Here is a 23,830-nt window from a genome sequence, read left to right on the forward strand (position 1 = left end):
TCAGTGCGCCTCGGCCCAGCTGTGGCCCGAACCCGCCTCGGCGATCAGCGGCACCGACAGGTGCACCACCGGATCGGCCGCGCCCTGCATGATGTCGCGCGCGACGGGGATCAGGCGATCCACATCGGCCTCGGCCACCTCGAAGATCAGCTCGTCATGGACCTGCAACAGCATCCGCGCATCGAGATCGCGGATCGCCTCGGGCATCCGGATCATCGCGCGGCGGATGATGTCGGCGGCCGCGCCCTGGATCGGGGCGTTGATCGCGGCGCGGCGCGCGTTGCCGGATTTCGGCCCCTTGTCGTTGATCCCGGGCGTGTGGATGCGCCGGCCGAACAGCGTGGAGACGAAACCGTCGCGCTTCGCCGCCGCCACGGTCTCGTCCATGTAGCTGCGGATGCCGGGGAAGCGCTGGAAGTAGCGGTCGATGAAGTCCTGCGCTTCCTTGCGCGGAATGCGCAGGTTGCGCGCCAGACCGAAGGCCGAGATGCCGTAGATCACCCCGAAGTTGATCGCCTTGGCCTGCCGGCGGATCATCGGATCCATCCCCTCGATCGGCACGCCGAACATCTCGGAGGCGGTCATCGCGTGAATGTCCTGTCCCTCAAGGAACGCCTGTTTCAGCGCCGGGATGTCGGCGACATGGGCGAGGATGCGCAGCTCGATCTGGCTGTAGTCGAGCGAGACGATCCGGCGCCCCTCGGGGGCGACGAAGGCTTCACGGATCTTGCGGCCCTCGTCCGAGCGCACGGGGATGTTTTGCAGGTTCGGATCGGTCGAGGCGAGGCGGCCGGTGTTCGCCCCGGCGATGGAATAGGAGGTATGCACCCGCCCGGTTTCCGGGTTCACATGGGTCTGCAGCGCATCCGTATAGGTCGATTTCAGCTTCGAGAGCTGCCGCCAGTCGAGCACCCGCGCCGCGAGCTTCGCCGCCTGCGGATGGGTGTCCTCGTAGGTGGTGATGTCTTCGAGCACGTCGGCGCCTGTGCCATAGGCGCCGGTCTTGCCCTTCTCGCCGCCCGGAACGCCCATGCCGTCGAACAGGATCTCGCCGAGCTGTTTCGGAGAGCCGACGTTGAACGGCTGACCGGCAAGGGTCTGGATCTCGTCTTCGAGGCCGGCCATGCGCTGCGCGAAGACGTTGGACATGCGCGCGAGAACCGCGGTGTCGACCTTGACGCCGGCCATCTCCATCTCGGCCAGCACGGGAACCAGCGGACGTTCGAGGGTCTCGTAGACCGTCGTCACATGGGCGCGCGGCAGCATCGGGCGGAAGGTCTGCCACAGCCGGAAGGTGATGTCGGCATCCTCGCCGGAATAGGCGGTGGCCTTGTCGATCGCCACCTTGTCGAAGGTGACCTGCGCCTTGCCCGCGCCGATCAGCTCCTTGATCGGGATCGGCTTGTGGGCGAGGTATTCCTCGCTCAGCGCGTCCATGCCATGGCCGTGCAGGCCGGCGAACATCGCGTAGCTCATCAGCATGGTGTCGTCGATGGGCGCGGTGCGGATGCCGTGCCGGGCGAAGATCTTCCAGTCGTATTTCATGTTCTGGCCGATCTTCAGGATCGCCGGATCCTCCAGAACGGGTTTCAACAGCGCCAGTGCCTCGGCCATGGGCATCTGGCCCTCGGCGGGCTCGGAGGCGCCGAACAGATCGTCGCCGCCCTTGACATGGCCGAGCGGCAGGTAGGCCGCCTGCCCCGCCGCCGTGGCAAGCGACACGCCCACCAGATCGGCCTGCATCTCGTCGAGCGAGGTGGTCTCGGTATCGACGGCAAGCCAGCCGGTGGCGCGTGCGCGGTCGAGCCAGTCGGTCAGCGTCGCGCCGTCGCGGATGCAGACATAGGTTTCGGGCGCGAAGGGCACCTCGGGCGCTGCCGGAGCGGGGGCGGGATCGGCCGTGGTCGCAGGTGCGGCCGTGGGCGAGACCGCGGCGGGGGCGGCCTTGGGTTCGGCCAGACCGTATTTCTCGGCGACGCGCCGGGTGAGGGTGCGGAACTCCATCCGGTGCAGGAAGTCCATCAACTCGCGCGGATCGGGGTCCTTCACCTCGAGATCGTCGAGCGTGAAATCGAGCGGCGCGTGATCGTCGAGCGTGACCAGCTTCTTCGAGATGCGGACCTGATCGGCATAAGCCAGAAGGGTCTCGCGCCGCTTCGGCTGACGGATTTCCGAGGCGCGGGCGAGCAGTGTCTCGACATCGCCATATTCCTGGATCAGCTGCGCCGCGGTCTTGATGCCGATGCCGGGCGCGCCCGGCACGTTGTCGACCGAATCGCCCGCGAGCGCCTGCACGTCGATCACCCGCTCGGGCGGGACGCCGAATTTCGCCTCGACTTCCTCGGGACCGATGCGCAGGTTCTTCATCGCGTCGAGCATCTCGACCCCGCCGCCGACCAGCTGCATCAGATCCTTGTCGGACGAGATGATGGTGACGCGGCCGCCCGCCTCGCGCGCCTGACGGGCGAGGGTAGCGATGATGTCATCGGCCTCGAAGCCGTCCATCTCCTTGCAGGCGAGGTTGAAGGCCCGGGTCGCCTCGCGGGTCAGCGGGAATTGCGGGCGCAGATCCTCGGGCGGTGGCGGCCGGTTCGCCTTGTATTGCGGGTAGAGGTCCGAGCGGAACGTCTTCGACGAATAGTCGAAGACCACGGCGGCATGGGTCGGCGCATCGCCGTTGCGGGCTTCCTCGATGTAGCGGAACACCATGTTGCAAAAGCCCGCCACCGCGCCGACGGGCAGCCCGTCCGACTTGCGGGTGAGCGGCGGCAACGCGTGATAGGCGCGGAAGATGAAGGCCGAACCGTCGATCAGGTGAAGATGGCAGCCTGTGCCGAAAGCCATGGGAAACCCTCCGTGTTGAAGGGCGTTGTGCCACAGAGGCGCGCGGGCGGAAACCCCGCGCGGACCGGGCGGCGCACCGGATGGCGCTTTGCCGGGGCCGGAAATGCCGAAGGGCGCGGGCACGGCCCGAAAGCCATGCACGCGCCCTTCGCGGATGGTGCCTCTCCGGGAACCGCCCCGGCCCGGATCAGTGATCCGAATGCGCGTGCTCGCGGTCGATCACGAACTTGCGGTCGCAATAGCCGCATTCGACGAAGCCGGTATCGCGCGGGATGGTCAGCCAGACGCGCGGATGGCCAAGCGCGCCCTGGCCGCCGTCGCAGGCGACCTTCCACTTGGTGACGACGATGGTTTCCGGCGGTTCGGGAATGGAAGCGGTCATCGGTATCCTCCTGCTGCCGGACGGAGCCGGCCGTTCGCCTTGGTCATACGCGCCTTTGCCGGGCTGCGGCAAGGGGCACGCCGCGTCCGGCGCGGGCCGGGCACGGCATGGGTGGCGGTCTCAGGCGGGCTCGACCAGCGCGCCCATCGGACGGCCGCCGAGGATATGGAGGTGGAAATGCGGCACTTCCTGCATCCCGTCGGCACCGGCGTTCGAGATGGCGCGGAAGCCGTTGCCGCCGACGCTCGCCGCGATGCCGGTGATCTCGCACACCCGCGCCACGGCCCGGGTGAAATCGAGGATCTCGGCATCGGAAGCACGGGCGTAAAACTCGTCCACCGTCATGTAAGCGCCCTTCGGGATCGCCAGAAGATGCACCGGCGCCTTGGGCGTGATGTCGCGAAACACCAGCGTGTGCGGGGTTTCCAGCACGGTGTCGTTCGGGATCTCGCCGCGCAGGATACGGGCGAAGACGTTGTTAGGATCGTAGGACTGGGCCATCGGGGCCTCCTTCTCAGTCGACGAAAAGATAATCGGTGGCGGCGATCTCGCGGGCGGTGTCGATGCCGATGTCGAAGAACCCTGCCAGAGCCGAGGCATTGGCGGCAAGCCCCGCGGTTTCGGACAGCCGCGCGAGGAACGGGAAACTGGCGTTGCGGATGCGGTCGTTCTCGTATTGGAAATCGTAGCGGATCGTCGGCAGCACCCGGTCGAGCACCTCGGGCGGGGTGCGTTCGCCCGCCAGCCCCACGCGGCGGGCATGGCCGATCAGATACGCGTCCGAAAAGCTGCATTCGACGTCGAGGAACCGCACATCGGCCCTGTCGGCAGCCAGATCGCGCATCAGCTCGAAATCCGAAGGGTCGATGCAGATCGCCAGCCGGTCGGTGCCGTAATAGTCATAGAGCATCCGCAAAAGCGCCTTGCGGTGGCGGTTGCGCTTCTCGACGGTGCGGTCGATGCCGCCGAGGTCGGGCAGCCCCCCCTCCTCGTTGAACAGATACTCCAGCGCGGTCAGATCGACCCGGCCGCGCAGCTGCCCCACCAGGCGTTTCGCGACGTGCCATTTCTTGCACAGGATCACGAGAAGCGTCTTGTCGCTGTCGAGGCGCGTCTCCGCCTCCCAGAACCGCGGCGCGAAACGGTGCCCGACGCGGCCACGCCCGGTCAGGAAGCCGAACAGCCGCCGCCCCTCGTTGGAAATCGGAAAGTCGATCCCCGTCTCGCCCCACAGCGTGCCGAGGCGATTTTGCAGATCCTTCGCCTCCGGGCTGATCTTGCGCGCGAACAGGTAGTCCTGGGCAAGAAGCAGGTCGTAATGATCGTTGTAGAAGGTCACCGGCATCCCGTAATCGGTGAACATCAGGAAGGTCAGCGTGCGGGTGCGGATTTCCTTGTCGGGGACGACATGGCGCACCACGGTCTGGAAGAAGGTCTCGTCGGGGATCCAGGTGGTGCGGAAGAAGCGCATCACATCGGGACGCGTATCGCAGAAGGCCAGCACCTTCTCGATGGTCTCGCGGCGCAGGCACCACCATTGCGAGCCGATCATCATCTGGATGTCCTCGGGCACCTTGCGCGCGAGGCCGAGGCGGCGCTGCCACTCCATGCTCTTGTAGAACAGGGTCTTGTGCTTGCGTTCGTTGAACCAGTGGCGATAGATCAGCCGCTCTTCCTTGATGCCGGTCTTGATCCAGTCCGAGGCGAAGAAATCGAAGCTCTCGATATAGTCCACATCCTCGCGTTCGAGGAAGGCTCGGGCGTATTCGGCAGTCTTGATCTGCATGCAGTCGCCCGACAGCATGTAGAAATGGGTGGCGGTCGGGAAAGCCTCGGCGGCGGCGCGCAGCGCCTCGAGCGAGCCTTCGACGAGGCTCCATTCGCCCCAGCCGCATTTCAGCCGCCGCTTCGCGAAGGCAACCCCGGGGTGACCGTCGAGCTCGGCGCGGATCTGCGCGTAATCCTCGGGCCGGGCGCGGCCATCGAAGTGAATCGAGACGAAATCGCCCGTCGAGGTCAGGCGCCGGACCTGCGCGATCAGCCGCTCCGGCTCCTTGTGGGTCAGAAGGATGAATGCGATCTTTGCCATCTTGGGACCCGATTATCGGCGAACAGGGGGAACATTGCTCTGATAACGCCATTGGGCATTGAAACGACAGGGGTTCTTTGGTCTTTACATGGGAAAAGGGCCGGTTGCATGCCGATCATGGCATGAACGCCCAGGCGGAGGCGACGAGGAATGGGGTTTCCCGGCACGTGGATGACGGAAAGCGAAAGCATGGTGTATCGGGTCGTGCCGAAATGCGCCTGTTCGACCATCGGCCAGATCATGTATTTCTCGGATCACGGCACGTTCTTCGACGGCGACATCCATGACAGCACCGAGGGGCTGCACAAATGGGCGCAGGAGGCCAGCCAGCCGCTGATCGAGGCGAATGTGCGCGCCCATAAAAGCTATGCCTTCACCTGCGTGCGCAACCCCTACGCCCGGATCCTGTCGTCGTTCTTCGACAAGATCGCCGGCATCCAGCGCAACGGCAAGCGCTACCGCGGCAATCTGGTGCCGCAGCTGATCCAGCGCTACGGCATCGACGTCGGATCGCCCGAGAACGGGTTCGAATTCGATCAGGTGCGCTCGTTCCGCCGCTTCCTGCTGTTCGCGCGCGATACCATCCGCTGGCGCCGGCCGATGGAGCCCGACATTCACTGGTCGGCGATGGCGGGCCATATCGGCACCTTCATCAACAATGGCGGGCGCTACGACAAGATCTTCTATACCGAGACCTTCAACGAGGGGATGCAGGACGTCCTCGACCATGTGAAGACGCCGGTGAAGGTGGATCTGGCGAAGATCCCGCGGTTCAACGAATCCGAGGGCCACGGGCCGAAGCGCGCCCACAAGGTCAGCGCGTATTTCGACGATCTGTCGAAACATCTGATCTGGGAGATCTACAAGAAGGACTTCCAGCTGTTCAAATACGACTTCGACGATCCCGACAACAAGTTCCCGATCGCCGAGATCGACCTTGACGAGGTTCACGCCAAACTGGGCAAGTAAGACCTTTCGGCACGGTGGCTGGGGGCTCTGCCCCCGCCCTTCGGGCTCCCCCGGGATATTTTGGGAAAGCCGAAAGGCAGGGCCGCGCGCACGGACGACGACGCGGATGAAAAGGCCGCCGGGCGTGGATGACGCCGGGCGGCCTTGTCGTTTCAGGCTGTCGCGCGCGCGATCAGATCAGGCCGCGGGCGCGGAACAGCGCCTTGATGTCGGTTTCCGGGCGGGCGCCGAAATGGCCGATGACCTCGGAGGCGGCGGCGCAGCCCATGGCGCCCGCAGTCGCAAGCGACTGCCCCGTCGCGTAACCGTAGAGGAAGCCCGCGGCGAACTGATCGCCCGCGCCGGTCGCATCGACCGGCACCACGCGATGGACAGGCACCTCGACGCGGGTCTCGCCCGCGATCAGCACGACATCGGCGCCCGAGCGGGTGCAGACCACCAGGCCGCACTCCTGCGCCGCCTGGGCGAGAGCGCTGTCGAGATCGGTCTGATAGAGCGCTTCCCATTCGTGCTGATTGCCGATGACGTAATCCATCTCGTCGCGCACGAGGCGGCGGAAGCTGTCGCGGTGACGGTCGACGCAGAACGGATCGCTGAGCGCGATGCCCGCCTTGCCGCCGCCGCGGTGGCAGCCCTGCGCCGCCTTCAGAAACGCCGCCTTGCCGTAATCCTTGTCGAACAGATACCCTTCGAGAAACAGGATCGCGGTGTTCTCGACCACATCGAGAGGGACGTCCGGGGTGGCGAGTTCGGCCGAGATGCCGAGATAGGTGTTCATCGAGCGCTCGCCGTCCGGAGTGACGAAGATCATCGAACGCGAGGTAGGCAGATCGGCGTCAGCGACCGGGGGGTTCGGGAAATCGGTGCCCTCGGCCGCCAGTGCCGCCTTGTAGAACCGGCCGAGCGCATCGTCGCGCACCCGGCCGATGAAGGCGGTCTTCAGCCCGAGATTGCCGAGCCCGGCGATGGTGTTGCCGACCGAGCCGCCCGGCGCCTGGGTGCGCTCGTTCATCGCGGCGTAAAGGGTCTCGGCGCGCTCGCGCTCGACGAGCTGCATGATGCCCTTCCCGATCCCCATGTGATCGAGAAAACTGTCGTCGCATTGCGAGATGACATCGACGATGGCATTGCCGATGCCGACGACCTGATATTCGGTCATGCGGTTTTCTCCTCGAATTGGCACAGGTCGCGGATCAGGCAATCGGCGCAGCGGGGCTTGCGCGCCGTGCAGATGTAGCGTCCGTGCAGGATCAGCCAGTGGTGGGCGTGGTTCTGGTATTCGACGGGAACATTGTCCTCGATCGCGCGTTCGACGGCCTCGACATCGCGGCCGGGGCACAGCCCGGTGCGGTTGCCGATGCGGAAGATATGGGTGTCGACCGCCTGCGCCGGGTAGTGGAACCAGATGTTCAGCACCACATTCGCGGTCTTGCGCCCGACGCCCGGCAGCGACATCAGCGCGGCGCGCGAGGACGGCACCTCGCCGCCGAAACGCTCGACCAGGATGCGGCTGAGCGCGATGACGTTCTTCGCCTTCTGCCGGTAGAGGCCGATGGTCTTGACGTGTTCGGTCAGCCCCTCCTCGCCGAGCGCGAGCATCTTTTCGGGGGTGTCGGCGATGGGCCACAGGCTGCGCGTCGCCTTGTTCACACCCGCGTCCGTCGCCTGAGCCGAAAGCGCCACCGCGACCAGCAGGGTGAAGGCGTTGGTATGCTCAAGCTCGCCCTTTGGATTGGGCTCGGCCGCCTGAAACCGGCGGAACGCTTCCTGCATCTGGGCATATTCGAACTGACGGGCCATCACCGAGCTATGCCCGACCCCCTGCCCTCCGGCAAGGGCCGAGGCGGGGGAATGCGCAAATTCCGGGTCGCGCCCGGCCGGTTTGCCGCTATCAAGAGGGCAAGGAGCATCCCATGACCGACGACCCCTATCATTACCGCGTCATAGCCCGCGCATTGGCCGAGATCGACCGCGCGCAGGCCGAAGCGCGTGCCGATGGCCGCCCGCTTGCGATTTCGCTGACCGATCTGGCCGGGCGGCTTGGGTTCAGCGCGGCACATTTCCAGCGGATTTTCACCGCCTGGGTCGGGATCTCGCCGAAGCGCTATCAGCAGTATCTGAGCCTCGATCTGGCGCGCGAGATGCTGGCGCGGCGGGTGCCGCTCGAGGCCGTGGCGGCCGAGGCGGGGCTGTCGGGCAGCTCGCGGCTGCACGATCTGTTCCTGACATGGGAGGCGATGACACCCGGCGCCTTCGCGACCGGCGCCGAAGGGCTGACGATCCGCTGGGGACGGTTCGATTCGCCCTTCGGGCAGGCGCTTGCCTTCGGCACGGAACGCGGGCTGTGCGGCCTCGCCTTCAGCGCCGAAATGGGCGACGAGGCCGCCTTCGCCGACATGGCGGCGCGCTGGCCCGCGGCACGGCTGATCGAGGCCCCCGAGGCGCTGGCCCCCTGGGTGCGCGCGGCCTTCGAGGGCCGGGGCGAGGCGCGGCTGACGCTGATCGGCGCGCCGTTCCAGATCAAGGTCTGGGAAGCGCTGCTGGCGATCCCTTCGGGCGAGGTCACGACCTATTCCGACATCGCGACCCGGATCGGTGCCCCGAGGGCGGTGCGCGCCGTCGGCACCGCCGTAGGACGCAACCCGATCAGCTTGCTGATCCCCTGCCACCGGGCGTTGCGCAAATCGGGCGGTCTCGGCGGCTATCACTGGGGGCTGGGGGTCAAGCGCGCGATGCTGGCGCGCGAGGCGGCGCGCGCAGAAGCCGGAGCGCACTGAACCGGCCTCGCGACGCACCGAAACGGTAGCGGTGCCCCGGCCGGATCGGCTAATATCGCGTCAAGCCGTCCCGCGCAGCGGGACTCATGCGAAAGCACCGACGTCATGAAGAAGAGCGCGCCGTTCACCGCTGTCACGGCTGGATTTCTGACCCTCACCGCCTGCAGTTCCGGCTCTTACGATCCGACCCGGCCGGACGGCGGGCGGGCCGCGGGATCGGTCGTCGGTAGCTGGTTCGGCGGGCTGCTGGCGGTGCTGCACCTCGGCGGCGACACGGCTCCCACAGCTGCGGGAACGGAGCCCGCCGCTGTGCCGACGGCACCGGCCTCGCCCTTTGACGCCCAGGCGAAAGATCTGTCCCGGACCCTGACCGCACGCGGAGCCACAGTGACCCCCTCGGGAGAGCGGCTGATCGTCACCCTGCCGGCCGATCAGCTGTTCGCGCCTGACAGCTATGATTTGCGCGCGACGCAAAAGACGAATCTGCTCACCCTTGCGGGCTGCCTGAACCGCTATCCGGGGAGTTCCGTCGAAGTGATCGGCTATTCGGATGCCGCCTCGGGCGATGCCACCTACACCCGCAAGCTGTCGCGTCAACGCGCCGAGGCGGTGGCCCGGGAACTGACCGGCGCGGGCGTGCCTCCGGCGCGGATCCGGATCCTCGGGCGCGGTGCGGAAAATCCGGTGGCGTCGGACAACACCGCCGAGGGCCAGGCCCGCAATCGCCGTATCGAGATCGTCCTTCGCCCGATGCCCTGAGGGCAACCGCCCCGCTTCGCCGGCCACCCCCTGGAACGGCAAAAGGCCCGGCCGCATATCGCGACCGGGCCTTTTCTCAGTTAGCTGTCCGAAGGATCAGTTCAGGCGCTGTTTGACTTCGCCGATGGCGGTGTCGAGCATCCCGGCCTTCGCCTCGGGCGTCAGCTGACGGGCCAGAACTTCGCCGGCAGCGGCGACGGCCACCGCGACGGCATGGTCCTTCACCGCGCGCAGAGCCTGCTTCTCAGCCGACTCGATCTGCTCTTCCGCGGTCTTCAGACGACGCGCGATCGATACCTCGATATCCGCCTTGGCCTGCTCGGCCGCGGCCTGTGCCTCGCGCTTGGCGGCGGCGACGATGGCGTCGGCCTGACCCTGCACTTCGCGCGACTTGCGCTCGTAGCTCGCGAGGATCGACTGGGCCTCTTCGCGCAGCGAGCGGGCCTCGTCGAGTTCGGTCTTGATGCCATCGGCGCGCTTGTCGAGAAGCCCGCCCAGACGACCGAAGATCTTGCCCTTGAGCAGAACGCCCACGAACAGGATGAACGCGATCGTGACGACGAATTCGGTGCTGCGCAGCGTGAAGAACGGCTCTTCACCGGCGAACGCCGGCTGGGCCGCGAGGATCAGCAGAAGCGAAAGTTTCTTCATGACCTTACCCCTTCACGCGCGTTGCAACGGCATCGGCGAGCGCAGCGGCGTCCGCCTTGCCACCGAGAGCGGCGACGATCTCGGCTGCGGTGTCCTTGGCGACGGCTTCGACGGTGACCAGCGCGTTCGAGCGGATCTCGGCGATCTTCGCCTCGGACGCGGCGGCGCGCGCCGTGATATCGGCGTCGGCCTTGGCGGTCGCGGCGTCGATCTGCTTTTTCAGCTCGGCCTGCATCTCGGCGACGATCTTCTGCGCCTGGCTGCGGGCATCGGCCAGCGCCTTTTCATACGCGGCCTCGGCCTCGCGGGCCTTGGCCTTGTAATCCTCGGCTGCGGCGACATCGCCGGAGATGGTGTTCTGCCGTTCCGCCAGGATCGAGGAGATCCGCGGCAGAGCGATCCGGGACAGCACCAGATAGATGACGACCAGCGCCACCACGAGCCAGAAGATCTGGTTCGGGAAGGTCGAGAAATCGAGCTGCGGCATGCCGCTCGACTGCGACTGCGCTGCCATTTGTTCAGTTGCCATGGTGTCCCCCTGGGCCCTCATTAAACCGGGTGGGTCCGGGAAGGACCCACCCGAGCGCAAGGAAGCGCGTCAGGGATCAGACGGCGAACATCAGCAGCAGGGCGACCAGGAACGAGAAGATCCCGAACGCTTCGGCGAAGGCGATGCTGATGAAGAGCATGGCGGTCTGGCCAGCGGCGGCCGACGGGTTACGCAGCGCGCCGGCGAGGAAGTTGCCGCCGATGTGGCCGATACCCACGGCAGCGCCACCCATGCCGATGCAGGCCAGGCCGGCACCGATGTATTTGCCCAGGTCGACGACGGCGTTGACGTTTTCCATTGGAGATCTCCGTTACGATATGGATGAGAGAGTTGCGTTACGAGGCCCGTGTCGGGACGCTGCCGGCGCTCAGTGCGCCGGGTGCAGCGCGTCCTTCAGGTAGACACAGGTCAGGATGGTGAAGACGTAAGCCTGGATGAAGGCGACCAGCACTTCGAAGGCATACATCGCGACGATCGCGAGGATCGACAGCGGCGTGACGAGGACACCGACGCCCGACATCAGGATCAGCGGAGCGAAGGCCGCGAACACTTTGATAACGGCGTGGCCGGCCATCATGTTGCCGCCAAGACGAATGGAGTGGCTGACGGGGCGCACGAAGTAGGAGATCACCTCAATGATCGCCAGAACCGGTCGCAGCGCCATCGGAGCCGAGCTGACCCAGAACAGACCGAGGAAATGCGTGCCGTGCTTGGCGAAGCCGATCAGCGTGACCGAGATGAACACCGCGAGCGCGAGGAACCCGGTGACCGCGATATGCGAGGTGGGCGTGAACGCGCCCGGGATCAGGCCGAGGAAGTTCGAGAACACGATGAACATGAACAGCGTGAAGATGTAGGGGAAGTACTTCAGGCCTTCCTTGCCGGTCACATCCTCGACCATCTTGTGCACGAAGCCGTAAGCGAGTTCCGCCACCGACTGGGCACGGCCCGGGATCACGGCGCGGGCGCGCGTCGCGTTGATCAGCAGCAGGATGATCCCGACGATCGAGATTGCCATCCACAGCGTGGTGTTGGTGGGCGTGTACCAGTGGATCGGGCCGTCACCAAACAGCGGTTGGATGGTGAACTGATCCATCGGGTGGAAGGAGAGACCTTCGCTATGTTCTTCAGCCACGACTGTTTTCCTTTTCCCCGGCCGCTTCCGCAACCGATCTCGCCTTGTTCATCTCCTGGGCGGAGCGCAGCATCACGCGTATCCCCGCCGCAAGACCGAAGAGCGTGAAGATCATCATCAGCCAGGGTTTCGTGCCGAACATCACGTCGAACCCGTATCCGATGCCGAAGCCGATCCCCAGCCCTGCAACCATGTCATAGACCAGTCGCCAGCCCATCGCGGCCTGACTGAAGGTCCTGTCGTCGGCGGAAGGTTCCTTGGCCGCCTGGCGCCGGGCCGCGAGCTTCTCCTCCAGCGCCTTCAGGCGCTCTGGATCGGGCTCATGCGTGGGCTCTGGGGCCATGAATCCATTCCGCAACAACTCTTGGGCTTGATAGTCGTCACGCCCCTGTGAGTCAACGCCGTTAGCGCCCGCACCGCCCCGTCCAACCGATTGATGCACAACGATTTTGCAAAATCGTCAGGGGGCCGGGGCCGCGCGGGGGGCCGCGCCGACCGTTTTCCTATATTCAACCTGTTGGTTGACGTTTTTTCACCATCGGGCGAGAATTGCGCCATGTCCGGCCCCGGTTCCTCTCCTCTCGACGCGGTTTTCGCCGCCTTGTCCGACCCGACGCGGCGGGCGATCCTGACCATGCTACTCGAGGACGACATGGCCGTGACCGACGTGGCCGAGCCGTTCCGGATGTCGCTCGCCGCGATCTCGAAGCATCTGCAGATCCTCGCCGAGGCCGGTCTGATCTCGCAGGAAAAGCGCGGACGGGTGAAATGGTGCAAGCTGGAGCCGCAGGGAATGACCGGCGCGATCACCTGGATCGAGAGCTTCGGCCAGCTCGACCCGATGGATTTCGACGCCTTCGAACGGTTTCTGGAGGTCGAACTGTCGGAGACGGAGGTCACCGCCCTGACCGGGGACGATGCGACGGACGACCCGGAGACCGAAGAGACCGGCATCGAAGAGGCCGCGGCGAAGGCCTGAGCCCCCTCCCCTTCCCGCGCCGCCCCCCCGAAATGCGAAAAGCCGCCCCGAAGGGCGGCTTTTGCGTAGCGTCGAACCAGAGGGCCGAAGGATCAGACGATCCGCTCGACCATCATCTTCTTGACCTCGGCGATCGCCTTGGCCGGGTTCAGCCCCTTCGGGCAGGTCTTGGTGCAGTTCATGATCGTGTGGCAGCGATACAGCTTGAAGGGATCTTCGAGCTGATCGAGACGCTCGCCGGTCGCTTCGTCGCGGCTGTCGATGATCCAGCGATAGGCGTGCAGCAGCGCTGCCGGCCCGAGGTATTTGTCGCCGTTCCACCAGTAGCTCGGGCACGAGGTCGAGCACGAGGCGCACATGACGCATTCATAGAGACCGTCGAGCTTCTTGCGATCCTCGATGGACTGGCGCCATTCCTTCTCGGGGGTGTTGGTCTTGGTTTCCAGCCACGGCATGATCGAAGCGTGCTGGGCATAGAAGTTGGTCAGATCTGGCACCAGATCCTTCACCACCGGCATATGCGGCAGCGGGTTGATCTTGACCGTGGCATCCTTGATCTCGTCGAGGCCGTAGATGCAGGCCAGACGGTTGATGCCGTTGATGTTCATCGCGCAGGAACCGCAGATGCCCTCGCGGCACGACCGGCGGAACGTCAGCGTCGGGTCGACCTCGTTCTTGATCTTGATCAGCGCGTCCAGAACCATCGGGCCGCACTTGTCCATGTCGAGGTAATAGGTGTCGATCCGGGGATTCTCGCCGTCATCCGGGCTCCAGCGATAGATCTGGAACTTGCGGACGTTCTTGGCATCCGGCTTCGGCCAGGTCTTGCCGACGCGGATCTGCGAATTCTTGGGAAGCTTGAACTGAGCCATGGTTTTCACCCTCTCCAGTCGGTTCTGGCATAAAGCGCCCGCGTCGGCAGGCTGCCGTGTCTGTCTCTTGCGCACGGGATACGCGGCACCGATGCGCCGCGTCCTCCTCCCGCCCCGCCCGTCATCTCACGCCCCGCCGAACAGCTTGAGCCCGTTGTTCGCGATGCACTGCGTCGTCGCGGGCCGCTGGAAGACGGTCATGACCGTTTTCACGGTCTCGTCGGTGATGCCGAGCTTGGCCCCCTTGGCGATCGTCAGAACTTCGCCCATCGAGGCATTGTCGATCACGCAGTCGGTGACCGGCGCCGCATTGACGCCGGGCAGCTTCTTCGCGACGACCGTGTTGACGACCCCCTTGGCCTGATCCCGCACGGAGGTCTCTCCGGCGGAACAGGCCGCCAGAGAGAGGCCGAGCACGAGGGCCAGAGCCGCGCGCATCAGTAGACGCGCGCCTTGGGCGCGATCCGCTTCAGCTCGATGCCGCCATGGGCTTCGTCGGTCAGCGGGTCGATGTGCACCGGACGGTAGGTCAGCGTGACCTTGTTGCCGTCGACGTGGCTGATCGTGTGCTTGCGCCAGTTCACGTCGTCGCGGTCCGGATGATCCTCGGTCGCATGGGCGCCGCGCGATTCCTTGCGGGCCTCCGCGCCGACGATCGTCGTCAGGGCGTTCGGCATCAGGTTGGTCAGCTCGAGCGTTTCCATCAGGTCCGAGTTCCACACCAGCGAGCGGTCCGAAACCTTCAGATCGTCGAGCTTGGCCGCGACGGCGGTCATCTTCTCGACACCCTCGGCCAGAACCTTGTCGGTGCGGAACACCGCGGCGTCCGACTGCATGGTCTTCTGCATCTCGAGACGCAGATCGGCGGTCGGCACCGCACCGTTCGCATAACGCAGCGCGTCGAACCGGGCGAAAGCCTTGTCGATCTGGGCCGCGTTCGGCGTCGGGTTGGCGGAAGCGCGGTCGATGACCTCACCGGCGCGGATCGCGGCGGCGCGGCCGAAGACCACGAGGTCGATCAGCGAGTTCGAGCCGAGACGGTTCGCCCCGTGCACCGAGGCGCAACCGGCCTCGCCCACGGCCATCAGGCCGGGAACCAGCGCATCGGGGTTGTCCGCGGTCGGGTTGATGACCTCGCCCCAGTAGTTCGTCGGGATACCGCCCATGTTGTAATGCACGGTCGGCAGAACCGGGATCGGCTCCTTGGTCACGTCGACACCGGCGAAGATACGCGCCGATTCCGAGATGCCCGGCAGACGTTCGGCCAGCGCTTCCGGCGGCAGGTGCGAGAGGTTCAGGAAGATGTGATCCTTGTGCTCGCCCACGCCGCGGCCTTCGCGGATCTCGATCGTCATGCAGCGCGAAACCACGTCGCGCGACGCGAGGTCCTTGTAGTGGGGCGCATAGCGCTCCATGAACCGCTCGCCTTCGGAGTTGGTCAGATAACCGCCTTCGCCGCGTGCGCCCTCGGTGATCAGGCAGCCCGAACCATAGATGCCGGTCGGGTGGAACTGCACGAACTCCATGTCCTGCAGCGCCAGCCCGGCGCGTGCCACCATGCCGCCGCCGTCGCCGGTGCAGGTATGCGCCGAGGTCGCCGAGAAATAGGCACGGCCATAGCCGCCCGTCGCCAGCACGACCATCTTGGCCGAGAACAGGTGGAACGTCCCGTCATCGAGCTTCCAGCACAGCACGCCCTGGCACACGCCGTCGTCCGACATGATGAGGTCGATGGCGAAATACTCGATGTAGAATTCCGCGTTGTTCTTCAGCGACTGGCCATAGAGCGTGTGCAGAATGGCGTGGCCGGTGCGGTCGGCCGCGGCGCAGGTGCGCTGCACGGGCGGGCCTTCGCCGAATTCGGTGGTGTGGCCGCCGAACGGACGCTGATAGATCTTGCCCTCTTCGGTGCGGCTGAACGGAACGCCGTAGTGCTCCAGCTCGTAGACCGCGGCGGGGGCGTGACGCACCAGATATTCCTGCGCGTCGGTGTCGCCCAGCCAGTCAGAGCCCTTCACGGTGTCGTAAAGGTGCCACTGCCAGTTGTCGGGGCCCATGTTGGACAGCGAGGCGGCGATGCCGCCCTGCGCCGCGACGGTATGCGAGCGGGTCGGGAAGACCTTGGACACGCAGGCCGTGCGCAGCCCCTGCTCCGCCATGCCGAGCGTGGCACGCAGGCCGGCGCCGCCGGCGCCGACGACCACGACGTCATAGTTGTGGGTTTCGTAAGTGTATGATGCCATTTGCGTCGTCCCGGATTATTTCATCGCTTCGATCAGCGTGCCGAGGAACACCATCTTCCCCAGTGCGTAAAGCACGGTGAACATGATGACATAGGCAACGCCGTTGGCCGCGATGACCGCCAGTTCGCGGGTGATACCGCCGGTATAGTCCTCGATCATCGTCTTGGCGCCGCGCGCGAAGTGCAGCATCCCCACGACCGCGACCAGAGCCGTCACGATGGCCGGGAACGGACGCGAGAACAGCAGCACGACCTCGGCCTGAGGCCGGCCGATCGCGGTGCCGAGAACGAAGACGAAGCAGGGAACGAGGAAGACCAGCGACACCGCCGTCACGGTCATGAACCAGTGGTCATGCGTTCCCGTGCGGGCGGCGCCAAGGCCTTCGGCGCTCTTGCGGGGGGTCAGATAGCGCATTCGATGCTCCTCAGACCAGGATGATGGTGATGATCGTCAGCACCGTCGCGCCGATGAAGCAGGCCCAGCCCAGCTTCTCGGCGGTTTCGATCTCCAGCCCCTTGCCGGCGTCGAAATACAGGTGACGCAGCCCCGCGAGCAGGTGGTACCACACCGCCCAGGCGGACAGCGTGTAGACCAGCGCCCCGAACCACGAGGTGACGATCGCGTTGACGAAGTCGAAATAGCCGGGGCTCGTCGCCGCGGCGAGCAGCCACCACGCCGTCAGAAGCGCGGTGACGATCAGCGCATTGCCCGTGATACGCGTCATGATCGACGAGATCGAGGTCATCTGCGGGCGGTAGTACGGGCCGATCATGAAGGGGGAAAGGGGCCGTTCGACCCGTTTCGGTTCAGCCATGTTGGTTCCCTCTGTCGCTTGGCCGCCGGACGCCCTCTCCTCAAGGACACACGCGCGACTGGCCGGATTGCCGTTCCTGAATAGCGCAATTTTCAGACAAGTCACGCACCGAGAACGGCCATTTCGCCGTTTCCCGGCTGCGAACAGCCGAAATCTGCGTTTTGTGATCACATTTTTTTGGCTGTGATCACGATTTTCGCGCCCCTTGACCCCGTCGCGTGATTCTCCCCGAATATCATGACAATAACACTATGATATTCTTGAAATTCCGCGTCAGGCAACAGCCGCATCACAGATCGCCGAGCTTGACCGACGGGTCATAAGCCGTGCCCGGCACGTCTTTCACCACGGCCTGCGCGCAGCGCATCACGCCCTTCGACGCATCGAACGCATAGGCGGGGGAACCGTGCAGCTCCCACCCGGCCGACAGTGCCTTCGACACTTTGTGGCAAAACGCGGACGTGTCGTCCTCGGTCAGCAAGCGATAGAATTTCATCGTCTTTTCTCCATCCGGATCCCTGCGGGCAGATCCCCGCTGGCTGTCGCGCAGGGGCTCAGCCTGCCCGTCCCGCGCCCCGCCTCACTTTCGATTCGCCCCAAATATCCCGGGGGTGAGGGCCGCAGGCCCGAGGGGGCAGAGCCCCCTTTTCTTCCTCGGGGCGCGCAAACCCCGTCACCGCACGAGCCGCTCCTGCCCCGCCTCGCTGCGTGCCATCGCAGCGATGGCCGCCGCCTGACCAAGCACCCGGCGCGCTGCCACGACATGCAGATTCTCGACGATATGTCCGTCCAGAACCGCGACTCCATGGCCCGCTGCCGCTGCATGATCGTAAGCCGCAATCTGTCGCTGCGCGAGGGCGATCTCGTCCGCGGAGGGCGCGAAGACCGCATTGGCGGTATCCAGCTGCGCCGGATGGATCAGCGTCTTGCCGTCGAACCCCATATCGCGACCCTGCACGCACTCGGCCTCGAGCCCCGCCATGTCGCCGAACGCATTGTAAACGCCATCGAGGATCACCAGCCCCCGCTCGCGCGCGGCCATCAGACACAGCCCCAGCCCCGTCTGCATCGCCAGCCGGTCGGGCCGGTAGCGACACCCCATCTCCTTTTGCAGATCGTTCGTGCCCATCACCATGCCGGCAAGGGCCGGGTGCGCTGCGATGGCGCGCGCTTCGAACAGGCCGGAAATCGTCTCCATCATCGCCCAGAGCGGCACCCCCGGCAGCACTGCCGCCACCCGGTCGAGATCGCCCGGTGCCGAGACCTTGGGCACCAGAACGGCGTCATATCCCTCCCGGCTGGCCAGCGCCGCCAGATCCGCCGCCGCCCAGGGCGTTTCCGGCCCGTTGATCCGCACCAGCCGGAACCGCCTGCCATAGTCCGTGCCCGCCAGCGCCGCCAGCAGCCCCGCCCGCGCGCTGTCCTTCTCAGAGGGCGCCACGGCATCCTCCAGATCGAAGATGATCGCGTCGCAGTCCAGCCCCGCGGCCTTCTCCATCGCCCGCGGGCGCGCGCCTGGGATATAGAGCGCCGAGCGGAACGGCCGCACCGGGGCCGCTGTCGTTTCGGGGATCATGTCGCCTCCTCCTGTTCCTCCGCCGCCACAGAATCATGCCCGCGGCGCGCCGGCAAGCACCCCGCGCGCCCTTGTCAGCGCTAACGGACCCCGTTACCAAATCCCCACGCCCCGAACCGAGGATCTTCCATGCCCCGTCCCAAGATCGCCCTGATCGGTGCCGGCCATATCGGCGGCACCCTCGCCCATCTCGCTGCGCTGCGCGAACTGGGCGATGTCACCCTGTTCGACGTGACCGCGGGCACGCCCCGCGGCAAGGCCCTCGACATCGCCGAGGCGGCGCCCCCGGCCGGCTTCGACGCGGTTCTGACCGGCACCGACAGCTATGCCGACATCGAAGGCGCCGACATCTGCATCGTCACCGCCGGCGTGCCGCGCAAGCCCGGCATGACGCGCGACGATCTGCTGAGCGTGAACCTCGGCGTGATGAAGGCGGTGGGCGATGGGATCCGCACCCATGCCCCGGGGGCCTTCGTGATCTGCATCACCAACCCGCTCGACGCGATGACCTGGGCGTTGCAGCGCTACTCCGGCTTGCCGGCGGAACGGGTGGTGGGCATGGCGGGCGTGCTCGATTCGGCGCGGATGCGGCATTTCCTCGCCCTCGACATGGGGGTTTCGGTCAAGGACGTCTCGGCCTTCGTGCTGGGCGGGCATGGCGACACGATGGTGCCGATGATCCGTCACGCCACCGTCGCCGGCATCCCCCTGCCAGAGCTGATCGCCGCCGGCTGGACCACGGCGGAGCGCGTCGATGCCATCGTCGAACGCACCCGCAACGGCGGCGCCGAGATCGGCGCGCTCCTCGGCACCGGCTCGGCCTATTACGCGCCGGCGACCGCCGCACTTGAGATGGCCGAGGCGGTGCTGAAGGATCAGAAGCGCGTACTGCCCTGCTCGTGCCGGCTGAGCGGAGAGTTCGGGCAGAGCGGGCTGAACATCGGTGTTCTGACCATCCTCGGCGCGGCCGGCGTCGAGCGGATCGTCGAACTGTCCCTGACCGAAGACGAACAGCGCGAGTTCGAGGCCTCGGCCGCCGCGGTGCGCACGCTCATCGGGGCGTGCAGGGCGCTCGACCCTGCGCTCTGAGATCAGCGGGCGCGCAGGGGTTCCGGATCGAAGCCGAAAGCCTCGGCCGCGCGGACGATCAGCGCGGCCTCGCGCGCGATCAGCGCGCCGTCGAAGGCCGCGGCGCTCAGATCGGGCGGAGCGGGCAGGCGATGCGCGATACGCGCCGCGATCTGCGGGTCGGCATCCCACAACACCCCGCGCGCCCGCAGAACCCCGGCCTGAGCCGGGCTGAGGCAGCGCGCCGCAAGCCATTGCTCGCGGATCGCGGCCGCGTCGCCCGCAACCGCCGCCAGCGCGCTGAACTGCGCGCGACGATGCGCCCCATGCGGCGGCGCATTGGCATCGCGGTCAGCCAGCGCCCGGCGCACCATCTTCAGCGCGTAATGCAGCAGCGTCAGCCCGTCGAAATGCAGCAATCGCAGAAAGCCCGTCTCGGCCCGCACCAGATCGCGCCCTTCGCCACCGTAATCGCGCATCGGCTGATGGATGCCGAGAAAATGCCCCCGCCCGGCCCGCGCGATCGCCTTGCCGAGATGATGCCCCGCCAGCCCGACATTCAGCATCTCCATTGCCTTGCGGTCATAGACGGTGCGTCCCCGGGTCGGAAACTCTGGCCAGGGCAGGCGGAACGGCCCATCCAGAAGCCCGCCGGACGATGCCCCCGCCTCGCCGATCAGCCGCACGCGCTCGGCCACGCCGACATGCACCCAGTCGGTGCGCCGGCGCGCGAGGCGCAGCAGCAGCGCCACCGAAGGCGCCGGCAGGCCGAAACGGCGCACCGGCATCAGGAACTCATCGGCGTCGCAATGCAGCACCCAATCGAGTCCCGACTGCGCCAGCACCCGGCTGGCATGATACTTCTGTCGCATCAGATGGCGGCGCGGAGCCCGCCCCCTGTTCTGGCCGGTGTTCTGAAAAGCCCAGCCATCGGCCCCCGCATCGGTCAGCACCGCCCCCGGAACGCCGGACAGAAGATCGCGCGCTTCCTCGTTCGGACGGTCGAGCAGCACATGAACCTGGGCCGCGCCCAGCTCCAGATGATGCGCAACGAAAGCCGCGATCAGCGCCCCCGGCTCGTCGACCAGCGCCGCAACGCCCCAGCTGTCCATCTGCTCCGTCCGCCTTCCCGCATCCGTATCGCGGCGCAGTCTGGGCGATTCCACCCTCTGTCACAAGGGCACCCCGACTCCTCGTCATCCCCTGTCGCATCCTTGCCGCACAGGGGCGCCGGGCCTCGCCGGGTTTTGTGATCACGCATTTTGCGGGTGTGATCACAAATGTCGGTTTTCCGCCGATCCCGGGACATTCGACGCATTTATAAGTTTTTCAGCCCGTCCGTCTGTGTCAAAGCGGAACGGGAAATTCCAACGGAAGAGCGTCCGTCATGCACATACACGAGTATCAGGCCAAACAGCTGCTGAAAAGCTGCGGCTGCCCCGTGTCGAACGGCCGCGCCGTCCTGAAGGCGGACGAGGCGCTCGGCGCGGCCTCGGCGCTCGATGGGCCGCTGTGGGTTGTAAAGGCTCAGATCCACGCCGGTGGGCGCGGCAAGGGACATTTCAAGGAAGCCGAGGCCGGCACCGCCGGCGGCGTGCGCATCGCGCGCTCCGCCGAGGAAGCGGCGGCGCTGGCCAAGCAGATGCTCGGCCGCACGCTGGTGACGCGCCAGACCGGCCCGGCCGGCAAGGAAGTCAACCGCATCTACATCGAGGAAGGTTCGGACATCGCGCGCGAGATGTATCTGGCGCTGCTGATCGACCGCAAGACCTCGCGCGTGTCCTTCGTCTGCTCGACCGAGGGCGGCATGGACATCGAGGAGGTCGCGGCCTCCACCCCCGAGAAGATCCTGACCTTCACCGTCGATCCGGCGACGGGTCTGTCGGATTTCCACGGCCGGCGCATCGCCTTCGCGCTCGGGCTGACGGGCGCGCAGATCAAGCAATGCGTGGCGCTGATCCGCAACCTCTATGCCGCCTTCATCGGCAAGGACATGGAGATGCTGGAGATCAACCCGCTCGTCGTGACCACCGCGGGCGATCTGCGCGTGCTCGACGCCAAGGTCGGCTTCGACAACAACGCGCTGTACCGTCACCCCGACGTGCAGGCGCTGCGCGACGAGACCGAGGAAGACCCGAAGGAACTCGAAGCCTCGAAGTTCGAGCTGAACTACATCGCCCTCGACGGCGAGATCGGCTGCATGGTGAACGGCGCGGGTCTGGCGATGGCCACGATGGACATCATCAAGCTTTACGGTTCCAGCCCGGCGAACTTCCTCGACGTCGGCGGCAGCGCCGACAAGGAGCAGGTGACCGAGGCGTTCAAGATCATCACCTCGGACCCGAACGTGAAGGGCATCCTGGTCAACATCTTCGGCGGCATCATGCGCTGCGACGTGATCGCCGAGGGCATCCTCGCCGCGGTGACCGAGGTCGGGCTGAAAGTGCCGCTGGTGGTGCGCCTCGAAGGCACCAACGTGGAACTCGGCAAGAGCATCATCCGCAACTCGGGGCTGAACGTGATCCCGGCGGACAACCTCGCGGATGCCGCGCAGAAGATCGTCAACGCGGTGAAGGGCTGAGAGCATGTCTATTCTGATCGACAAGACCACGCGGGTTCTGTGTCAGGGGCTGACCGGCTCTCAGGGCACGTTCCATACCGAACAGGCCATCGCCTATGGCACGCAGATGGTCGGCGGCGTGACGCCGGGCAAGGGCGGGACCGAGCATCTCGGCCTGCCGGTGTTCAACTCGGTCCATGAGGCGGCGGCGAAAACGCAGGCCAATGCGACCGTGATCTACGTTCCGCCGCCCTTCGCGGCCGATTCGATCCTCGAGGCGATCGACGCCGAGATCGAGCTGATCGTGTGCATCACCGAGGGGATCCCGGTCCTCGACATGATGAAGGTGAAGCGCGCGCTGTCGGGCTCGAAATCGCGTCTGATCGGGCCGAACTGCCCGGGTGTGATGACGCCCGACGAGTGCAAGATCGGCATCATGCCGGGCAACATCTTCCGCCGCGGGTCGGTGGGCGTGGTGTCGCGCTCGGGCACGCTGACCTATGAGGCGGTGAAGCAGACGACGGACATCGGCCTCGGCCAGTCCTCGGCCATCGGCATCGGCGGCGACCCGATCAAGGGGACGGAACATATCGACATCATCGAGATGTTCCTCGACGATCCGGAAACCCACTCCATCATCATGATCGGCGAGATCGGCGGTTCGGCCGAGGAAGAAGCGGCCGAATACCTGACCGAGCAGAAGCGCAAGGGCCGCTGGAAGCCGGTCGCGGGCTTCATCGCCGGGCGCACCGCACCCCCCGGCCGGCGGATGGGCCATGCGGGCGCCATCGTCTCGGGCGGCAAGGGCGATGCCGGCTCGAAGGTCGAGGCGATGCGCCGCGCGGGCATCGTCGTCGCCGACAGCCCGGCGGGCCTCGGCGAGGCGATGATGCAGGCGATCAAGGGCGCCTGACACGAAATTGCGGGGCCGGACAGGCCCGGCGATCCCCCCCATCCCGACGAAATGGGGGGCATCTCGCAGCGGGGCGTAACGCGCTCCTCACGCGGGTGTCACCTCGGGCCGCTTGCGGCCCGGCCACGAAAGGTAGAGTTCGGCGAATGGCGCAGCCTCGCGCCACGTCCCCACGCGGCCCGGCCTCCGGACCGTCTGTCGATCGACCCCCACGGAGTGTGGAAAAGATGAAACTTCTGACCCTGGCCTCTACGGTCACACTCGCGGCGCTGGCGCTGTCCGGCTGCATGCAGGCGAATGGCGCGGCCGTCGCCCCGACCGGCCCCGACGATCTGGGCAAGCTCGCCCCGCCAGTGCCCAAGGACGACCGTTCGCATGGCGACTTCCAGAAAATGACCGGCATCAACGGCGACGCCATCGCCGCGATCAGCGGCACGCCGGCGATGTCGTATATCTATTACGATCCGGTTGCCGCGAACCATGCCGCGCTGCCGAATGCCCCGGCGAAGCTGTGCCAGTCCTACGGCAAGAAACTGAAGACTTTCCGCACCACCCAACCCGCTGACCGGGCGCTTCAGCCCGGCATGGACGTGCTGGCGGTGCAATGCTCGGGCTGACGTCAGCCCGTTAACCCCAGATCCGGGTCCGG

General features: G+C 66.2%; 27 protein-coding genes. 8 read left to right on the forward strand and 19 right to left on the reverse strand.

Translation table 11 applies throughout. The annotated features are described in order from the left end of the window. From polA to CG50_RS02195, 4 genes are all read right to left on the reverse strand, one after another. Complete coding sequence (gene polA, locus CG50_RS02180) at positions 1-2,844, reverse strand: DNA polymerase I (protein ID WP_036634715.1); 2,844 nt, start codon at positions 2,842-2,844, stop codon at positions 1-3. Positions 2,845-3,031: 187 nt separating this feature from the next. Then, on the reverse strand, positions 3,032-3,226 hold the full coding sequence (locus tag CG50_RS02185) for a zinc-finger domain-containing protein (RefSeq protein WP_036634722.1): 195 nt from the start codon (positions 3,224-3,226) through the stop codon (positions 3,032-3,034). Between the two features lie 120 nt (positions 3,227-3,346). Next, the gene (locus tag CG50_RS02190; protein WP_036634723.1) at positions 3,347-3,727 is read right to left on the reverse strand and encodes an HIT domain-containing protein; all 381 of its coding nucleotides are present in this window, start codon (positions 3,725-3,727) and stop codon (positions 3,347-3,349) included. 13 nt (positions 3,728-3,740) lie between these two features. Next, the gene (locus tag CG50_RS02195) at positions 3,741-5,315 is read right to left on the reverse strand and encodes a DUF5928 domain-containing protein (protein WP_036634725.1); all 1,575 of its coding nucleotides are present in this window, start codon (positions 5,313-5,315) and stop codon (positions 3,741-3,743) included. Positions 5,316-5,465: 150 nt separating this feature from the next. On the opposite strand from CG50_RS02195, the gene CG50_RS02200 reads away from it, so the two are divergent. Beyond that, positions 5,466-6,284, forward strand: coding sequence for a sulfotransferase family protein (locus tag CG50_RS02200; protein ID WP_036634727.1), 819 nt, complete (start codon positions 5,466-5,468; stop codon positions 6,282-6,284). Positions 6,285-6,456: 172 nt separating this feature from the next. Here CG50_RS02200 and CG50_RS02205 read toward each other — a convergent pair whose 3' ends face one another. Together CG50_RS02205 and nth are read right to left on the reverse strand one after the other, a co-directional pair. Then, the gene (locus CG50_RS02205) at positions 6,457-7,443 is read right to left on the reverse strand and encodes an adenosine kinase (RefSeq protein WP_036634729.1); all 987 of its coding nucleotides are present in this window, start codon (positions 7,441-7,443) and stop codon (positions 6,457-6,459) included. Next, positions 7,440-8,084 (reverse strand): endonuclease III, encoded by a 645-nt coding sequence (nth, locus tag CG50_RS02210; RefSeq protein ID WP_036634730.1) that lies wholly within the window; start codon positions 8,082-8,084, stop codon positions 7,440-7,442. The genes CG50_RS02205 and nth overlap by 4 nt, the downstream gene beginning before the upstream one ends. 113 nt (positions 8,085-8,197) lie before the next feature. Here nth and CG50_RS02215 point away from each other — a divergent pair, with 113 nt between their 5' ends. Together CG50_RS02215 and CG50_RS16145 are read left to right on the forward strand one after the other, a co-directional pair. After that, on the forward strand, positions 8,198-9,061 hold the full coding sequence (locus CG50_RS02215) for a methylated-DNA--[protein]-cysteine S-methyltransferase (RefSeq protein WP_036634734.1): 864 nt from the start codon (positions 8,198-8,200) through the stop codon (positions 9,059-9,061). Between the two features lie 105 nt (positions 9,062-9,166). Next, complete coding sequence (locus tag CG50_RS16145; protein ID WP_051909384.1) at positions 9,167-9,820, forward strand: OmpA family protein; 654 nt, start codon at positions 9,167-9,169, stop codon at positions 9,818-9,820. Between the two features lie 96 nt (positions 9,821-9,916). Here CG50_RS16145 and CG50_RS02225 read toward each other — a convergent pair whose 3' ends face one another. From CG50_RS02225 to CG50_RS02245, 5 genes are all read right to left on the reverse strand, one after another. Further along, complete coding sequence (locus CG50_RS02225) at positions 9,917-10,471, reverse strand: F0F1 ATP synthase subunit B (RefSeq protein ID WP_036634739.1); 555 nt, start codon at positions 10,469-10,471, stop codon at positions 9,917-9,919. A 4-nt stretch (positions 10,472-10,475) separates the two neighbouring features. After that, positions 10,476-11,000, reverse strand: a complete 525-nt coding sequence (locus CG50_RS02230) for a F0F1 ATP synthase subunit B' (protein WP_036634742.1) — start codon at positions 10,998-11,000, stop codon at positions 10,476-10,478. Between the two features lie 76 nt (positions 11,001-11,076). Then, the gene (locus CG50_RS02235) at positions 11,077-11,319 is read right to left on the reverse strand and encodes a F0F1 ATP synthase subunit C (RefSeq protein ID WP_036634744.1); all 243 of its coding nucleotides are present in this window, start codon (positions 11,317-11,319) and stop codon (positions 11,077-11,079) included. A 69-nt stretch (positions 11,320-11,388) separates the two neighbouring features. After that, on the reverse strand, positions 11,389-12,117 hold the full coding sequence (locus CG50_RS02240) for a F0F1 ATP synthase subunit A (protein ID WP_051909407.1): 729 nt from the start codon (positions 12,115-12,117) through the stop codon (positions 11,389-11,391). A 31-nt stretch (positions 12,118-12,148) separates the two neighbouring features. Next, entirely contained in the window at positions 12,149-12,499 is a 351-nt protein-coding gene (locus CG50_RS02245) for an AtpZ/AtpI family protein (protein WP_036634747.1), read from the reverse strand. Between the two features lie 213 nt (positions 12,500-12,712). On the opposite strand from CG50_RS02245, the gene CG50_RS02250 reads away from it, so the two are divergent. Next, entirely contained in the window at positions 12,713-13,135 is a 423-nt protein-coding gene (locus tag CG50_RS02250; protein ID WP_036634750.1) for an ArsR/SmtB family transcription factor, read from the forward strand. 92 nt (positions 13,136-13,227) lie between these two features. On the opposite strand, the gene CG50_RS02255 is transcribed toward CG50_RS02250, so the two are convergent. From CG50_RS02255 to CG50_RS02285, 7 genes are all read right to left on the reverse strand, one after another. Then, positions 13,228-14,007 carry a succinate dehydrogenase iron-sulfur subunit gene (locus CG50_RS02255; protein ID WP_036634752.1) on the reverse strand — a complete coding sequence of 260 codons (780 nt, stop codon included), beginning with the start codon at positions 14,005-14,007 and terminating at the stop codon, positions 13,228-13,230. Between the two features lie 126 nt (positions 14,008-14,133). Next, positions 14,134-14,445 carry a hypothetical protein gene (locus tag CG50_RS02260; RefSeq protein ID WP_036634755.1) on the reverse strand — a complete coding sequence of 104 codons (312 nt, stop codon included), beginning with the start codon at positions 14,443-14,445 and terminating at the stop codon, positions 14,134-14,136. After that, on the reverse strand, positions 14,445-16,250 hold the full coding sequence (sdhA, locus tag CG50_RS02265) for a succinate dehydrogenase flavoprotein subunit (protein ID WP_036634758.1): 1,806 nt from the start codon (positions 16,248-16,250) through the stop codon (positions 14,445-14,447). The genes CG50_RS02260 and sdhA overlap by 1 nt, the downstream gene beginning before the upstream one ends. Positions 16,251-16,265: 15 nt before the next feature. Beyond that, positions 16,266-16,664: a succinate dehydrogenase, hydrophobic membrane anchor protein gene (locus CG50_RS02270; RefSeq protein WP_036634760.1), complete on the reverse strand. Its 399-nt coding sequence runs from the start codon at positions 16,662-16,664 to the stop codon at positions 16,266-16,268. A 10-nt stretch (positions 16,665-16,674) separates the two neighbouring features. Further along, on the reverse strand, positions 16,675-17,064 hold the full coding sequence (gene sdhC / locus CG50_RS02275) for a succinate dehydrogenase, cytochrome b556 subunit (RefSeq protein WP_036634761.1): 390 nt from the start codon (positions 17,062-17,064) through the stop codon (positions 16,675-16,677). 289 nt (positions 17,065-17,353) lie between these two features. Then, positions 17,354-17,560 (reverse strand): DUF1737 domain-containing protein, encoded by a 207-nt coding sequence (locus tag CG50_RS02280; protein ID WP_036634762.1) that lies wholly within the window; start codon positions 17,558-17,560, stop codon positions 17,354-17,356. Between the two features lie 177 nt (positions 17,561-17,737). Beyond that, positions 17,738-18,640 carry an HpcH/HpaI aldolase/citrate lyase family protein gene (locus CG50_RS02285; RefSeq protein WP_051909386.1) on the reverse strand — a complete coding sequence of 301 codons (903 nt, stop codon included), beginning with the start codon at positions 18,638-18,640 and terminating at the stop codon, positions 17,738-17,740. 129 nt (positions 18,641-18,769) lie between these two features. Between CG50_RS02285 and mdh the strand changes: the two genes are divergently transcribed. Next, entirely contained in the window at positions 18,770-19,729 is a 960-nt protein-coding gene (mdh, locus tag CG50_RS02290) for a malate dehydrogenase (RefSeq protein WP_036634763.1), read from the forward strand. Between the two features lie 2 nt (positions 19,730-19,731). On the opposite strand, the gene CG50_RS02295 is transcribed toward mdh, so the two are convergent. Further along, positions 19,732-20,820, reverse strand: coding sequence for a glycosyltransferase family 2 protein (locus CG50_RS02295; RefSeq protein ID WP_036634764.1), 1,089 nt, complete (start codon positions 20,818-20,820; stop codon positions 19,732-19,734). A gap of 275 nt (positions 20,821-21,095) precedes the next feature. Between CG50_RS02295 and sucC the strand changes: the two genes are divergently transcribed. The 3 genes from sucC to CG50_RS02310 all read left to right on the forward strand — a co-directional run bounded on the left by sucC (position 21,096) and on the right by CG50_RS02310 (position 23,798). Further along, positions 21,096-22,289, forward strand: coding sequence for an ADP-forming succinate--CoA ligase subunit beta (gene sucC, locus CG50_RS02300; protein ID WP_036634765.1), 1,194 nt, complete (start codon positions 21,096-21,098; stop codon positions 22,287-22,289). A 4-nt stretch (positions 22,290-22,293) separates the two neighbouring features. Beyond that, positions 22,294-23,181, forward strand: coding sequence for a succinate--CoA ligase subunit alpha (gene sucD / locus CG50_RS02305; protein WP_036634769.1), 888 nt, complete (start codon positions 22,294-22,296; stop codon positions 23,179-23,181). A gap of 227 nt (positions 23,182-23,408) precedes the next feature. Beyond that, positions 23,409-23,798 (forward strand): hypothetical protein, encoded by a 390-nt coding sequence (locus tag CG50_RS02310; protein ID WP_036634771.1) that lies wholly within the window; start codon positions 23,409-23,411, stop codon positions 23,796-23,798. Positions 23,799-23,830 lie beyond the last annotated feature (32 nt).

The sequence above is a fragment of the Paenirhodobacter enshiensis genome (genome assembly GCF_000740785.1).
Lineage (GTDB): Bacteria > Pseudomonadota > Alphaproteobacteria > Rhodobacterales > Rhodobacteraceae > Rhodobacter > Rhodobacter enshiensis.